Consider the following 15,730-nt stretch of genomic DNA (forward strand, 5'->3'; position numbering starts at 1 on the left):
ATCACTCCCTTGCGCCCTGTTCATATTCAATCTCTGGAGGATCAGTGCGTTATTGCTTTCATCCTCCCAGTATTGACTAGAACCGGCTCCGGGAAACCAAAATATTACATAATTGTTGAAGCACAAAAAAAAGAGACCCACATAGGGCCCCTTTACTTACAGGAATCTTAGATATAGATAGGCAGAACCTGATTGGTCTGCTCACGGTTGCGTCCTACGGAGAAGATGGCAATCGGAATACCCGTAAGCTCCGATACCCGCTCCACATATCTGCGTGTATTGGCCGGCAGATCGTCCAGTGTCTTCGCTCCGGTGATGTCTTCGCTCCAGCCTGGAAGCTCCTCATAGACGGCTTCGCATTCAGCCAGCATTTTGAGGCTGGCCGGATAGTGAGTAATCACCTCGCCGCGGAATTTATAGCCGGTGCAAATCTTCACCGTCTCAAGGCCGCTAAGCACATCCAGCGAGTTGAGCGACAGACCGGTAATTCCGCTGACCCGGCGGGCATGACGGACAACCACACTGTCGAACCAGCCCACACGGCGGGCACGTCCGGTTACAGTACCATATTCATGGCCTGTTTCACGGATGTAATCACCTGTAGCATCGTTCAGCTCGGTAGGGAACGGACCGTCGCCAACACGGGTAGTGTAGGCCTTAGCAACCCCGATAACCTGCTTGATCTTCGAAGGGCCCACGCCAGACCCGATGCACACACCGCCAGCCGAAGGGTTCGACGATGTAACAAACGGATAAGTCCCTTGATCGATATCCAGCATTACACCTTGTGCACCTTCAAACAGTACTCTGGAATCAGCATCTATAGCATCATTCAGAACCACTGAAGTATCCGTCACATAACCGCGAAGCACTTCTGCATACTCCAGATATTTGACTAGAATTTCTTCCACGTTCAAAGCTTCCGCTCCATAAACCTGGGTAATGACCTGATTCTTTTCCTCCATTAATTGGCGCAGTCTCAGCTCAAATTCCTCGGCATCCATCAGATCGGCGATCCGGATTCCGTTGCGTGCCGCTTTATCCATATACGCCGGGCCAATTCCCTTGCGTGTAGTACCGATTTTGTTCGGGCCTTTACGGTCTTCTTCCAAGGCATCAAGCAGCATATGATATGGCATAATGACATGGGCACGATCACTGATCACCAGATTTTTGGTGTCGAATCCGTTCTCATGAATATAATTAATTTCTTGGATCAGGGCTTCCGGATTAATAACCATTCCGTTACCGATTACACAAGTCTTTTCTTTATAAAATACACCTGATGGAATCAAGCTCAGCTTGAATTTCTTTCCGTCAATCAGAATCGTGTGACCGGCATTGTTACCCCCCTGATACCGGGCGACCACATCTGCGCTCTCTGCCAGAAAATCCGTGATCTTCCCTTTGCCTTCGTCTCCCCATTGTGTTCCCACGACGACTACCGTTGACATATTCATTCCTCCGTAGGTGCAAGCTAGCACCATTATTTTTCATAATATGGGCTCTGTACAGCGTTCTTATGTACGCAGCCCTCCGGACGCCAAAGCAGTTTTAACCTGCTAAAGCACAATAACCAGTGTAACAGCGGTACTTTTTAAAGTCAAATAAAAACGAACGATCACACAAGGAAATGTGCAATCGTTCGGAAATTGTGAATAAATGATCTACCCTGCAAAAGGTTCAGCGTGTGCCCGCTCGTAGTTGACGAACTTGTTGAAATTTTTCAGGAACACAAGCTCTACAGTGCCGACAGGGCCGTTACGCTGTTTGGCAATAATAATTTCAATGATATTTTTCTTTTCGGTATCCTGGTTATAGTAGTCATCACGATACAGGAAGGCTACGATATCGGCATCCTGCTCGATGGAACCGGATTCCCGAAGGTCACTCATCATCGGGCGCTTGTCCTGCCGCTGCTCCACACCCCGGCTGAGCTGGGAAAGGGCAATGACCGGAACATCAAGCTCACGGGCTATCTGCTTCAGGGTACGGGAAATCTCGGAGACCTCCTGCTGGCGGTTCTCCCCGCCCTTGCCGCGTCCCTGAATCAGCTGCAAGTAGTCGATGACGATCATGCCGAGGCCTTTTTCCTTCTTGAGCCTACGGCATTTCGCCCGGATATCTGTAACCGTGATCCCAGGAGTATCATCAATATAGATTTCTGCTTCCGATAAGGACTGAATCCCCATCGTAAGCTTCGACCAATCATCATCACTTTTGAAATCACCGGTACGCATAATGTTGGCATCGAGGTTGGCTTCCGCGCAGATCATACGCTGTACCAGCTGCGGCGCCGACATTTCCAGACTGAAGATGGCTACGGTCTCTTTGGCACGGACTGCTACATTCTGGGCAATATTCAGCGCGAATGCCGTCTTCCCTACGGATGGACGGGCCGCTACAATAATCAGGTCATTACGCTGGAAGCCGTTAGTCATATGATCAAGATCGGCAAAGCCGGTCGGAATCCCGGAGGTTCCCCCCTTATTCTGATGAAGCAGCTCCACGCGGTCGAAGACCTGCATGAGCACATCGCGGATGGCGATGAAGCCGCTGCCGCTCCGGCGGTTGGAGATCTCCAGAATCCGCCGCTCGGCATCGCTCAGCATATCGGCGACATCCTCACCGCCGGTGTACCCTTCACTGACGATCTGCGTCGCTGTACGGATCAGCCGCCGCAGCATCGCCTTCTCCTCAATGATCTGCGCATAATACTCCACGTTGGCCGCAGTCGGCACTGCATGCGCCAGCTTAGCTAAATAGCTGACACCGCCGATATCCTCAAGCTGCCCCTTATCCTGCAGTCTGGACGTCAGCGTAACCAGATCAATCGGCTGGCTCTCTTCTCCGAGCTGCACCATCGCCTCAAAAATCATTTGATGCGGTTTATCGTAGAAGTCTTCGGTATTCACCCGCTCCATCGCGGTAACCAGCGCTTCATCCTGCAGCAGAACAGCACCGATTACAGCCTGCTCTGCCTCCAGGTTCTGCGGGGGAATCCGATCGAAAAAGAGATCTCCACCCATCTTACTCCTCCGTTACCTGAACCGTAAGGTTAGCCTTTACTTCAGTATGCAGCTTCACACTTACCTGAAACGTACCTACATGGCGAATGGGATCACTCAGCTCAATTTTGCGCTTGTCGATTACGATCCCTTGTGTTTCCACCAAAGTTTCGGCGATCTGCTTGCTTGTTATAGCGCCGAAGAGACGGCCGCCTTCACCCGATTTTGCTTTCAGGGTCAGCGTCAGCTCGTCCAGCTTCTTACCCAGCTGCTGCGCTTCCTCTTTCTCCTGGTCCTTGCGGCGCTGCTCAGCTGCTGCCTGATTCTCCAAAGTTTTCACATTGCCGTCTGTGGCCGGGCGGACCAAGCCGCGCGGCAGCAGAAAGTTCGCTGCATAGCCTTCCGACACCTCTTTCACTTGCCCCTTCTTGCCTTGACCTTTAACATCCTTTATAAAAATGACCTTCATTCGAATAGCCCCTCTTTCGCTTCAATTTCAGCCAGAACTTCCATTAGTCTGGCTTCTGCTTGCTTGCATGTTCCCTCGAGCTGCACCGCTGCGTTGGACAAATGCCCTCCGCCGCCGAGCTTCTCCATGACCACCTGCACATTCATTCGTCCGAGTGACCGGGCACTGATGCCGATGAGGCCGTCAGGCCGCTCACTGATCACGAATGAAGCCACCACATTCGTCATTCCCAGCAGCGTATCCGCTGTCTGGGCAATTAAGAGCTGTGGAATTTTCATTCCCGGTGAGGTTACAACGAGTGCAATATGATCATACACCATCCGGGCATGTTTGATAATTTCTGCTTTGGAAATGTACTCCTGCAAATCCTCTTTCAGCATACGCTGGATAAGGATCGTGTCCGCGCCGATCCGCCGCAGAAACCCTGCCGCTTCAAAGGTTCGCGAGCCGGTATGCAACGCGAAATGCTTCGTGTCGACCGTAATTCCCGCGAGCAGCATGGTAGCCTCCAGCGGACTGAGCTTAATCTTGTCATGAATGTACTGCAGCAGTTCTGTTACCAGCTCGCAGGTGGAAGAGGCATAGGGCTCCAGATATACCAGCACCGCATCATTAATGAACTCCTCACCCCGGCGATGATGGTCAACAACAACAATGCGGCTGGCGTACTGCACGAGGCGCGGCTCCATCGTCATGGAGGCCTTGTGCGTATCCACGACAATCAGCAGCGTATGTTCAGTCATCATCTGGAGTGCCTGCTCTGTAGTAACAAAGGTTTTGTACAGCTCATCATCGCGGCGGATCTGCTCCATCATCCTAGTGATGGACGGATTAGGCGTCTCCATCACGATGTTTGCCTCCACATTGTACATCTGTGCCGCCTTAAGCAGCCCAATAGCAGCCCCTACGGCATCGATATCGGGGACCCGGTGACCCATAATCAGCACCCTGTCGCTCTCCTGCATCAGGTCACGCAGCGCATGCGCAATGACCCGCGCCCGGACTCTCGTGCGCTTCTCCGCCGCGTTACTCTTGCCTCCATAGAAGGAGAGCCTCTGGCCCGCCTTAACGGCTGCCTGATCCCCGCCGCGGCCCAGCGCCATATCCAGACTGGATTGCGCCAGCGCTCCGAGCTCACTGGCGGACTCTGAACCATAGGCAAGGCCTATGCTCAGGGTCATCGGCACCTTGAGGTCTGCCGTCATTTCACGCACTTCGTCGAGTACAACGAACCGGCTCTCTTCCAGCGCCTGCAGGCTGCGGTGATTCAGCAGCATCAAGTAGCGCTCTGAGGACAACCGCCGCAAGTATACTTCAAACTGCTTGCTCCACTCCGTAATCTCACTGGCTACCTTGGCGATCAGCGAAGTGCGCTGCTGATCATCCATGCCTTGAGCTGCTTCATCCAGATTGTCCATCATCACAATACCAATGGCCAGCTTCTCTTCCTCATACCTTTCCCGCAGAACCACAAGCTCGGTAATGTCATACAAATAGAGCAGACGCTCGCTGGGTATGGCCACAACCTGATAATACCGGTCATCCACTGAAATTTCCTGTCTGATGTCCTTGAGCACGCCCTCTTTGGCAGGGTCCCGCTTAACCGGCACATTTACCGTCAGAGAGGACATCACCTCAGGCAGCAGCTCCTGCAGCGCTTCACCTACCAGGGACTTCCGGGAAAAGATGTCACCGGCATTGCGGTTGTTCCACTCCACCGTCCGGTCTTCGCTATACAGGATAATGCCGAGCGGAAGCATGCTGACAGCTTCACCCTCCACCCGCTTGATGCGGAAAGAAAGCCCGTTGATATATTCCACCAGGTTGCGCCGGAATGAGATCTCCGCTTGCAGCATGGAGAAACATAAAGTGCCGGCCAGGAACAGGCTGGCAATCCCCAGAGCCCAGTTATAGATACTGACGACTATAATAAGGACCAGCAGCAGCAGGAACGCCCATACGGTATGATAGCCGTGCCAGCGTCTTTGCAGAAATTTAGGCATGAGCTCTCACCCTATCGTTTCGATTTCTTCACTAGCTCTCGCAGTGGGAACGCCATATCGATAATACCGATAATCCATAATCCCGGCAGCCAAATAACCGGCAGTGCCAGCAGTATCGCCACAATCTTGCTCCATTTACGCTCATAGACCACGAAGAACAGGAATCCGATAGTCTGGATTTTAAATACGATTTGCAGCAATGGCAACAGATTGGCCGAGATCATCAGCATAAAGCTGTTGTCAGAATTGCCAAACAGCAGGTTAATTACGACTCCCAACAGATAGTACCAGATAAATGATCTTGAAAGTCTCCATTCACGCGCGGGCTTCAGCTTGGGAACCGCATAGTCCATGCTGTTAAGGATGGGGCGGACAATGGAGTGGGTGATTACAGCCATCATAAACGAGCTCAGAATCAGCGTCATAGGAATAACCTGTATGGTCATATGACTGATTGTATTTACATCCTCAGATGTAAGATTGAACTCGGTCATCAGCGGATTGCCCGTGCCCAGATCAGAGAGCGGGGACGTAACCATCTGCATCATATCATTGACATAACTGGAGAGATCAAAATTGAACAGCGCCGTACCGATCACCAGCAGCAGCAGAAACTCGCCTAAAATCGTAACGGTTCCCGCAAGGATGGTCGACAGCGCCGAAGCGCGTTTCTTGTACCATCGTCCCATAACTATTGCCGGGATTAAGAAATAGAGCGCTAACACTACGTAAACAGGCGTAATCAGGCCTACAATCAGCAGTACTGGCAGTAGATGTACAATAAACTGTTTAGTACTCAGAGTAGTGAATAGCACTACAGCCGGAATAATCAAGAAAAGGGTAGTGATAATGAGCAGCGGGGTTGATAAGGATAGCAGCAGCAGCAAGTAGACGATGCTCCATGCCACAGATGTCCAGCGAAATTTCAACAGTATTCACCTCTTACGCATATGTTCTTCTAACGCAGATATATCCTGGTACCATTCTTCAAGCTGATGCCCTTCCTGCCTGTGCTTTCTAAGCTTTTCGATTAATAAATCATCCAGCTCCCGATAGGGAATACCCAGTCTGCGCCCCAGAATATATGAGCTCATAATCAGGCTGGCCAGACTGTCGCCCACACGGGCGGTGCTGCCTTCCCACAATGCCTTGAACAGCCTTGAGACTTGATCAATTACTTCGGTTTTTAACCACTCAATTACCTTGGCGCGTTTGGCCACATCCAAATCCTTCGGCACATTGGGCATGTCTCTTAACCTCCGGCAAAAAGCATTATTCTCCATTATAGCATAAATATTTCCCAGCCACACGGGACGGTCAGCCCCCCGGAAAGAGCCAAGTTTGTCTTCAGACAATAGGCCGGTTAACACCGCTTCTACGGGCCATCCCTCTTCAAAAAAGGCCCGCATTCCGTTTGTTGCCGGAAATACAGGCCTTGCTGCATTTGCATCTGATGCATCAATAAATTATAACGATTCCTGCGATTGCCGCGAAACAACCTTCTCACAATATTCAATAATTTGACTCCGGCGGACAATACCGATAAATCGGTTCATATCGTCGACCACCGGCACAAAGTTCTGCACCTTGGCCAGATTAATCAAATCCTCCATATCGGCGTCGATCGATACCGGCAGATTGTTCATCCGCAGCGGCACATCCTTAAGCAAATATTTCGAAGCATTTTCAAACGTAACCGCCCCGCCCGAGTCCTTCATGTACCAGAGCAAATCGCCTTCTGTTACGGTTCCGGCATATTCCCCGTTGCGGTTCAGGATCGGTACAGCAGTATAGCGGTGAAATTCCATCCGTTCCAAAGTCTGCCGCAGCGTTGAATCCAGTGTCACGCACGCGACCTCCTGCTTCGGAAGTAAAAAAAACGCAATATTCATCTCTTGATCCTCCTCAAAGAGTTCCGAAGGAATTAACACTTACCTTCCCCTTGTTACAGGGCCATTGTAGTTATACGCCTCAGCGAGCAATAAGTTCCATCTCATTATACCATGAAGACAGTAAGCAGCAGCCACTAACCTTGCACATGGCTGCTGCTTTTTTTAGGATATGATATTGGTCCCGACCGTTCTATTGTGCTTGAGCTGTAGCCTTGGGCTCCAGCGCGTTCTCCGCTTTGCCCGGCTCAATCAGCTGATCAACCGGTGTGCTGGCACTCATCCAATTGTCGATCAAGGCCTTCGCTTCCTTCAAGTCTTCTTCATCTATGATATCGTAATACAATCCGTTGATGCGCTCCCCTTCACCCATCACGGTAAAGCTGGAAATATCCATGTCTTTGCCGCTCATGAATTTCTTGGCCAGGCTAATAATGGTGGACGGCTCGATATCGGTCTTGAAATTTTCACCCATAATGTCCAGCAGCTCAGGGATCTTGCCGATTTGACTGATTGATAACATTTTATTCGCAACCACATCAATAAAGACCTGCTGCCGTTTGGTCCGGTTAAAATCACTGTCCTCCCGGTAACGGGTGTAATTGAGCGCCTCTTCACCATCGTAGTTCGGCTTGCCGCCCTCAATCGTAAATTTCTCGTGATCCTTGCCTTTGTTTACGATATCCTTCTTAATCGGCAGCGGTACGCCTCCAATGGCATTCACCGCATCCTTGAGGCCTTGGAAATTAATTGTGGCATAATATTGAATATCGTGCCCCAGCAGTGCCTCCAGCGTATCCTTAGCCATTTGCTGGCCGCCAAATGCGTAAGCATGTGTGATTTTGTCTTTCTTGTTGTCATTATGCCCGATGATTTCGGTATACGTATCACGCGGTATGGAAATGAGCAGCATTTTGTAATCCTCTGGACGAATGACCGCATAGATCATCGTATCGGAACGCGCCGTTTCATTGTCACGCTGGTCTGTACCCAGAAGCATGAGAGAGAACGGGTCGCTTTTATAAACAACCGGCTCCGGTTTGACTTTGTCGTTCAGCGGCTGATAAGATTCTTCCGCCAATGTTTTTTCGACCCGGTCTGACAGGAAAAGATCAAAGGCCACGACGGCCAGCTGTTTCTGAAACAGAAAGCCCCCGGCGAGAATGACTACAAGTGCTATAAGGGCAATATACCTTTTTTTCATTTTTTTCTTCTTCATCATTGGATTCCTTCTTTATGGTGGAATATACACAGGATTGCTTGAAGATCTATTTACAATGCTTGCCTGCTGCTTACCAGACAGTCATGACTGGGTTTCTTTTGTTGAACATGCTCTCTGCCCCTATTCAGTTTTAGTATTCCCCCTTTCAGGAATTAGGGTCATTCTAATTGTTGAATAAACCTGGAAAACAACTTTGACACAGAAACAATATTTCTATTGTAATCACTTGACGCATAAAAAGAAACAACAAATACCGACATCATTTGTGCTGCAGCCACTTGTAATCCATAAAGTATATGACGAGCAAAACTCTATTTTGTTATGCAGCTTGACAAATAAATATTTAAAAACCTGCTGACAGCTTAGGCTTTAACACATAAAGACCGCAACCCCCGCGATCTTTTGGGATGCGGTTTTTGCGGTCTCAAATGTCTAATCGATATCCTTAATCCACCACTTCTGCGGCTCTACAATATTGCTTATAGCATTCACTCTTACCCCCTGCAGTCGATGATTAACAGCAGTAATATTGGCCCGTTCGGCAAAAAAGATCATCGGAACCTCCTCATTAATCAGCTTCTGCCACTCATAATACACCTGCTTGCGATGCTCCTTATCATACGATTTGGTGCCCACACCCTCACGGATCAGTTCTTCGCTGCGGGTTGAATACCAGCGCGAATAATTCCACAGATCCGATGAGCGCCACAAGCCTGACGGATCCGGGTCACTGGCTAGTCCCCATACCCCGTTAAACAGCTCGACCGAAGGATCATCGTTCTCTACCGCTTCGTAGAACGTATTCAGTTCTTTCAGACTTCCACCGTTTAGCTGTACATCCAGTCCGACCTCCCGCCAATTCTGCAGAATCGCCTGCGTGCGCGGCGCTGAGGTCTTGCTGCCGTTCATGGCATCATAGTGAATGATGAATTTAGCTCCCTTGGGGTCCTCGCGCAAGCCGTCGCCATCCATATCCACATATCCCGCTTCATCAAGCAATGACCTGGCAAGTTCAGGGTGATAGGGATAGGTATTAATCTCTGAACCGGCAATTTTGGCCCAGCTTGTACTGGGGACCGGAGTTTCAATCAGCGTTCCCAGCCCATTGGAGAATTTATTGATAATACCTTGACGGTCCAGTGCGTAATACATAGCTTTGCGCAAGCGCTTGTCTGCAAACTTGGGGTTATCCATGATATTTTGCTGTGTTACATCATCCCAATGTCCAAATTTGAAGCCTATATATTCGTAGGACAGCTCTGGCGATTGCAGAACCTCAATGTTATCCAAGTCCTTTATGGCTGCAAAATTATCCCGCGGAACCGTTCCAATATCGATCATACCTTCCTTGAACTGGGGAGAAAGGCTCTCAGGATCCACTACCTTATATACAACAGCGTCAAGCAAAGCCTTTCCCCGGTGATAATGGTCAAACCGCTTCATTTCCACAAGCTGCCCCGGCTGAATTTGAGTTACCTCGAAGGGGCCAATGCCAATTGGGTTTTTCCGCACCTGATCACTTTCCGGCATATCTTTAACAGCCACTCCGCTATAATATTTCTTGTTCATCGGATAAGGCCACAAATTGTCAATAGTATTCACGCGTGCAGCATTTACCGTAATTCTCAGCCGATAAGGATCAATGACTTTGATTCCGGAGATTTCCTTCGCTTTACCGCTATGATAATCTTCTACTCCCTTAATCATTTCCACGCTGTAATACCTTGAACCTGTGTAGTCAGGGCTGGCAATTGTCTCAAGTGCAAATTTCCAGTCTTCCACCGTCAGCTCATCGCCGTTATGCCAGCGGACACCAGGTTTAATGCTGAATGTGAACACGGTATGATCTTCGGATTCCTGCCAGGAAGCAATATTCGGTACGGTTGTCAGGTCATCCTCGACGGTAAACATAGCCTCCGTAATGAAATCAAGAACATTGGAATCATCATCTCCTTCAAAAAAAGCGGGTTCAAACAGTCCCTGGAACGGAGAGGTGTAGCCATAGGTAACGGTACCTCCTGCCTTCGCTTCATCAGCCGTTTTGCTGAAGGATATTGTATTTAAATTATTGCTTAAGCCTAAACCGCTGCATGCTGAAAGTAGGAAAGCCATGAGCATCAGCATTCCGCCAAGTTTACGTTTATGCATGTATTCCTTCCTTTCTTCTGTTCCTATAACCCTATATGGAAGCGTTTTCTAATGTTTATTTTACTGAATTTATTATTAAAATTTAGTTGTTATTCCAATTTAAGCTATATATATCAGTTTACGTAAAATTTTTAAAACACGGTTTTGATAAACCACATTATAGAGGATATACAATATTCTCCGTAAAGAAAAGACCATATTTGTAACCTTTGTGCGTCGGACACAAAAAGGCCTGCCTTTTCGGGGCAGACCTCCGTTCAGAATTTATGCCTATTGCTCCTCATCCGTATGGATGATCGTCACGCCTTCAACATGTCTTTTTCGCATCAGCTTGCGCTTTTTACGGGTATCCTTACTCTCGAAAATAATATCAAAATCATAATCGTCAGGGTACAGCTCCGCTTTGGAGAGGTAGGGTTTCAGGCGTTTATGATTTATTTGCATTTTTTGCTTTTGAATCATAATCCCAACCATTCCCAAGTCATTTCGCTTCTCATACACAATTCCTGTTCTTCCAAGGGAGCTAACATACACCGCATCGCCTACCTCAAAACTCATGGCCTGCTTCTTGCTGCCTGCTTCCTCCGCAGAGTCATTCTGCTCTCCGCCTTCTTGAGTCCGCTCTTTGTCCTCTTCATTCGATTCAACGGACACTCTCAATTCATCAGTCTTGTGCCCTGTGTGCCCGGCATAAGGGCTGCTCCAGTTCACTCTCCCGCCCTGCTGTTCCCGCTGCTGGGCTACAAGCTGCTGCGAGCGCTGGATGACATTGGCAGGGATACCCAGCTTCTCGGCGATTTGCAGCGCGTAGCTTTCACCCGCCTCGCCAATGGTCAGCTTGTAGAGCGGCCGGAGTGTCTCTTTATCGAACTCCATCCGCGCATTCTGGAATCCCGGGGTTGAAGCAGCAAACACTTTTAGCTCATTAAAATGGGTAGTGACAATGATATTCGCCCCTTTGCGGTTCAATTCCTCAAGAATAGCTATCGAGAGAGCAAAACCTTCACCGGGATCTGTCCCTGCCGCCAGCTCATCAATCAGCAGCAGTACCCCTTTTCCGGCTTCCTGCAGCATTCCCTCAATGCTCTTCATCTGGGCAGAAAAGGTGCTCAGCGACTGCGTCAGGCTCTGTCCGTCTCCAATAACACTGATTACATCGCTGAATACAGCAAAGTCACAGTCCTCCTCTACAGGAACCAGCATTCCGGAATGCACCATTAAGGTCAGTAGGCCCAGTGTTTTGAGCACAACTGTTTTCCCGCCAGTATTGGGGCCTGTTACAATCAAAGACTTATAGCCCTTGCCTAACTCCAGGCTGACCGGCACCATATCCTTCAGCTTCGGATGCCTGCCGCCATTCATCCTCAAGTAACCACGGTCATTCAAAGCTACTCTCCTCGCCCCAAGTGTGCGGGCGTACTTAGCTTTGGCAAAGATGAAATCATACGTGCCCGTCACATCGATATTGACCCGCAAGGCTTCCTGCTCCTGTTCCACCATGCCGCTGAGCATGCTTAGAATCATTCCCTCTTCCCGTGCCTCGTCAGCAGCCAGCAGCTCCAGCTCTCCCTGTAGGGCGGCTATATCATAAGGCTCGACGAAGACGGTCTGTCCGCTGGTGGATTGATCCAGCACTGAGCCTTTCACCTGCTTGTGATATTCGCGTTTTACAGGAATAACATAACGCCCGCCGCGCATGCTGACCAGATTCTCCTGGAGGATAGACTGGTGCTTGGACATAATACTCTCCAGCTTCCTGTTTAGCCGCTCTTTAGCCACTGCCAGGCGCTTGCGCACTCTCTCCAGCCCTTTACTCGCCTGGTCTTCTATGACCCCAAACCGGATACAACGTTCTATTTCCTCTCTGACATGCCTCAATTCCTGCAAAGAAGCCCCGTAGGCGGCGATCCGCGGCGCACTTTGCTCCTTGGAGGCCATATACTTGCGCAGCTGGCTGCAGCTGTTCAGAAAGGTGCATACCGACATAAGATCCTGCTCGTTATACATATATCCCGTACCCAACAGTGACATGATCGACTCGATTCCCTCCAGAGAAGGCAGCGGAACACTTGCCCCTCTTCCCAACAGCTCATAGGCTTCATCCGTTTCATCCATTGCCCGGTGGATTGCCGGCAGGTAAGTCATCGGTGCCAGCTCATTTACATATCTTCTTCCTTCATAGGATACTGCATGCCGTGCCAAATCCTGTTTGATCTCTTCGTATTCAAGGGTATTCAAACTTTGCAGATTCAATGTTTCTCCTCCTCTATTGTCGGCCTGAATGTGTCAGGCGTGATTGTTCCTAACGCAAAAAAGGGCAAAGACTGCCACTACGGCAGTCCTTGCCCTCATTTATAGGCTGTTGTCTCTGAAAATAGAAAAAACCGTGCTGCAAGAGCACGGTTAATTACAAAGAGAACAACAGCCGTAAAGAGGCCATCGTGACGCTTCGTGTGTTCTTAACTAAATCATTCACCTTCAACAACCAGAGCATGTCGCGGGACAGACTCAAACAGAGCACACGTATCGCCTAATCCGATACCTGGCGCAGCTAATTGTTCAGGTAATATGAAATTGCTTAGTTAAGAACGCTCACCAACATCAAAATTTCCCCTTTAGTTTAGGATAACTGTAATTTACTACATTCTGTGACATCCGTCAATTGGCAACAAAACAGTTCAATACCCAACTAATTCTATTCTTACTATCTGCAACTTGTCCATGAAGAGCGCCGAAGAAAGTCTTTTGCAGCTCAACCAGGACTTGACCGCCATCAGTAATCAGTTTGTCATAAATTCCGCGCAGCTGTTCCTCACTGTCCAGCCCCATAATAATGCTGACATTTTCCGTCTTGGCGCCTTTCCCGTAATCATCGGAGAAATGGATCAGACTCTGGCCCAGATGCAGCTCTGCATGCAGCCACTTGCCTTTATGCTCATTCAAAATCTTAATTTCCCCGCCAAACACGCTCTGATAATATTCTACCGAATCTTGTATATTCTCAATGACTACATAGGGGCTTGCACTGACCATCATCATGCCTCCAAGAATTAAATTATGCGGCTGTTTAGCTTCCGTCATTTCTTACTCATTATATACAATTTAGTATTTATGACCAAGCGGGCATACTTTGAGCGCAGCCGTCCTGCTATCATTTGGTTTTATCCGTCTTTCTTCTTAGCTGAAGCTGATTAATGCGGGAGGGTGTCGTTTAGGGGCAAATAAAAAAGCAGCCGGTTGCCCGGCTGCTTTGTATAAAACGTCCTATTCCGTTGTGTAAGGCAGCAGCGCGATTTGACGCGAGCGTTTTACAGCAATGGTCAGAGCGCGTTGGTATTTTGCACTTGTACCTGTTACACGACGCGGCAAAATCTTTCCGCGTTCGCTGATGAACTTCTTAAGAAGCTCAGTGTCTTTATAATCAATGTGAGTAATTTTGTTCACAGTGAAGTAGCACACTTTTTTGCGCTTGTTGCGTCCACCACGACGTGCCGGTCTTTTGTCGTTGTCTCCGCCTTCTCTTTGTTTGAAAGCCATGTTCAGTTCAGTCCTTCCTTATTAAAATGGCAAATCATCGTCCGATATATCGATCGGTTTTCCATCGCCCGAAAAAGGATCTTGATTATTGTTGTTGTTACGCGAAAAATTATTGCTGTTTCCGCGCCCACTGTTACCACCGCTACCACCATAGGCTGGTTCTTCAGGAACACTTGCATCACTTGGTGTATTTCCGCCTTCACGGTTTTGCGAAGATTCCAGGAAACGGACATTATCGGCAATGACTTCGGTTACGTATACACGTTTACCTTCGTTATTCTCGTAATTCCGTACTTGGATGCGTCCTTCCACGGCTGTCAGACGTCCTTTGCGCAAGTAATTGGCACAGGTCTCAGCCAGCTGTCTCCAGGTTACTACCGGGATGAAGTCCGCCTCGCGTTCACCGTTCTGGCCCGTAAAGTTGCGGTCTACAGCAAGTGTAAACTGCGTTACGGCTACACCAGCGGGAGTATAACGAAGTTCCGGGTCACGGGTCAACCGACCGATCAGAATGATACGGTTCAACAATTCAATCCCCTCCTTTAACGCGATCAATTACAAAGCTTGTCAACATCTTAGGCAACGTCGTTCGTAATGAGATAACGAATTACTTCGTCGGAAATCTTCATGAGACGTTCCAATTCGGTAACTACTGCAGGTTCTGCATTGAAGTTAACCAAAACATAAACGCCATCACGGAATTTCTTGATCTCATACGCAAGACGGCGTTTACCTTGCACATCGTGCTTTGTAATTTCTCCGCCGTTGGAGATGATGCCTTGGAATTTTTCGACTGCTGCTTGAACGGCTTCTTGTTCAATGTCAGGACGAATAATGTACATGACTTCATATTTGCGCATAATTTTCACCTCCTTATGGTCTGCGGCCCCTAATCACGTCAGGAGCAAGGAACGAGCACAAACATAGACTCGCACCATATTAATATACCAAATAGTTCTGACGAGTGCAAGCAATATTAATCAATACCATTTCCAGGTACTTTTTAGCTACATGAACAACCTCATGAGTGCGCACAATATAACTGTATTCACCACTCTAGAGAAGGAGGGATATCATGGGCGAACAGACGGAATATGAAAAAGGCGACAAAGCACCTAACCCCGGTGTCTACATGGAAGTAGGCGAAGCACGCAGCTTCCACACACAGATCAATAATCCGAAACGGATCGAAATGGAAAAGGGTGATACCTTCCCCGAAACCACCAACAAAAACCGCAAATGGAAAAAGGTCGAGAAAGCTCGGGTCCATTAATTTTTGAGCATCATGTATAAAAGAGTCGATCCTGTCCCATAATAAACTCAGGCAGTACAAAAGAGAGGTGTGGTTCCGTTGGACGTCGTAGACGAACACAATCACTGGGATTCTGATTCAGCAACTATTGTAACCCGGGAAGAGTAAGGGCTGGGCTCCTAAAAAAAGCACAGTCTCAGCA

General features: G+C 48.8%; 15 protein-coding genes. 1 reads left to right on the forward strand and 14 read right to left on the reverse strand.

Annotated elements, in window-relative coordinates; translation table 11 throughout:
- Positions 1-167: 167 nt before the first annotated feature.
- The 14 genes from NST99_RS33395 to rpsF all read right to left on the reverse strand — a co-directional run bounded on the left by NST99_RS33395 (position 168) and on the right by rpsF (position 15,136).
- Complete coding sequence (locus NST99_RS33395) at positions 168-1,454, reverse strand: adenylosuccinate synthase (protein WP_341097456.1); 1,287 nt, start codon at positions 1,452-1,454, stop codon at positions 168-170.
- 213 nt (positions 1,455-1,667) lie between these two features.
- Positions 1,668-3,029, reverse strand: a complete 1,362-nt coding sequence (gene dnaB / locus NST99_RS33400; RefSeq protein WP_341097458.1) for a replicative DNA helicase — start codon at positions 3,027-3,029, stop codon at positions 1,668-1,670.
- A gap of 1 nt (position 3,030) precedes the next feature.
- Positions 3,031-3,477: a 50S ribosomal protein L9 gene (gene rplI / locus NST99_RS33405; protein WP_038598236.1), complete on the reverse strand. Its 447-nt coding sequence runs from the start codon at positions 3,475-3,477 to the stop codon at positions 3,031-3,033.
- Positions 3,474-5,480, reverse strand: coding sequence for a DHH family phosphoesterase (locus NST99_RS33410; RefSeq protein ID WP_341097459.1), 2,007 nt, complete (start codon positions 5,478-5,480; stop codon positions 3,474-3,476). Before NST99_RS33410 ends, rplI begins: the two co-directional genes overlap by 4 nt.
- A gap of 11 nt (positions 5,481-5,491) precedes the next feature.
- Complete coding sequence (locus NST99_RS33415) at positions 5,492-6,409, reverse strand: DUF2232 domain-containing protein (protein ID WP_341097460.1); 918 nt, start codon at positions 6,407-6,409, stop codon at positions 5,492-5,494.
- A 6-nt stretch (positions 6,410-6,415) separates the two neighbouring features.
- On the reverse strand, positions 6,416-6,727 hold the full coding sequence (locus tag NST99_RS33420) for a MazG-like family protein (protein WP_036706324.1): 312 nt from the start codon (positions 6,725-6,727) through the stop codon (positions 6,416-6,418).
- Positions 6,728-6,946: 219 nt separating this feature from the next.
- Positions 6,947-7,372, reverse strand: coding sequence for a CBS domain-containing protein (locus NST99_RS33425; protein ID WP_020425709.1), 426 nt, complete (start codon positions 7,370-7,372; stop codon positions 6,947-6,949).
- Between the two features lie 190 nt (positions 7,373-7,562).
- Complete coding sequence (locus NST99_RS33430) at positions 7,563-8,588, reverse strand: LCP family protein (protein ID WP_445745008.1); 1,026 nt, start codon at positions 8,586-8,588, stop codon at positions 7,563-7,565.
- A gap of 435 nt (positions 8,589-9,023) precedes the next feature.
- Positions 9,024-10,739, reverse strand: coding sequence for an oligopeptide ABC transporter substrate-binding protein (opp4A, locus tag NST99_RS33435; protein WP_341097463.1), 1,716 nt, complete (start codon positions 10,737-10,739; stop codon positions 9,024-9,026).
- Positions 10,740-11,009: 270 nt separating this feature from the next.
- Positions 11,010-12,992 carry an endonuclease MutS2 gene (locus tag NST99_RS33440; protein ID WP_341097465.1) on the reverse strand — a complete coding sequence of 661 codons (1,983 nt, stop codon included), beginning with the start codon at positions 12,990-12,992 and terminating at the stop codon, positions 11,010-11,012.
- A gap of 405 nt (positions 12,993-13,397) precedes the next feature.
- Complete coding sequence (locus NST99_RS33445) at positions 13,398-13,772, reverse strand: VOC family protein (protein ID WP_341097826.1); 375 nt, start codon at positions 13,770-13,772, stop codon at positions 13,398-13,400.
- Positions 13,773-14,003: 231 nt separating this feature from the next.
- Positions 14,004-14,276 carry a 30S ribosomal protein S18 gene (rpsR, locus tag NST99_RS33450; RefSeq protein ID WP_019914552.1) on the reverse strand — a complete coding sequence of 91 codons (273 nt, stop codon included), beginning with the start codon at positions 14,274-14,276 and terminating at the stop codon, positions 14,004-14,006.
- Positions 14,277-14,297: 21 nt separating this feature from the next.
- Positions 14,298-14,804: a single-stranded DNA-binding protein gene (gene ssb / locus NST99_RS33455; protein ID WP_341097467.1), complete on the reverse strand. Its 507-nt coding sequence runs from the start codon at positions 14,802-14,804 to the stop codon at positions 14,298-14,300.
- A 47-nt stretch (positions 14,805-14,851) separates the two neighbouring features.
- Complete coding sequence (gene rpsF, locus NST99_RS33460; protein ID WP_038598251.1) at positions 14,852-15,136, reverse strand: 30S ribosomal protein S6; 285 nt, start codon at positions 15,134-15,136, stop codon at positions 14,852-14,854.
- A 215-nt stretch (positions 15,137-15,351) separates the two neighbouring features.
- Here rpsF and NST99_RS33465 point away from each other — a divergent pair, with 215 nt between their 5' ends.
- Positions 15,352-15,549: a YjzC family protein gene (locus NST99_RS33465; RefSeq protein WP_341097468.1), complete on the forward strand. Its 198-nt coding sequence runs from the start codon at positions 15,352-15,354 to the stop codon at positions 15,547-15,549.
- The last annotated feature ends 181 nt before the right edge of the window (positions 15,550-15,730 follow it).

It is taken from the genome of Paenibacillus sp. FSL L8-0470 (assembly GCF_038008625.1).
GTDB lineage: Bacteria > Bacillota > Bacilli > Paenibacillales > Paenibacillaceae > Paenibacillus_AQ.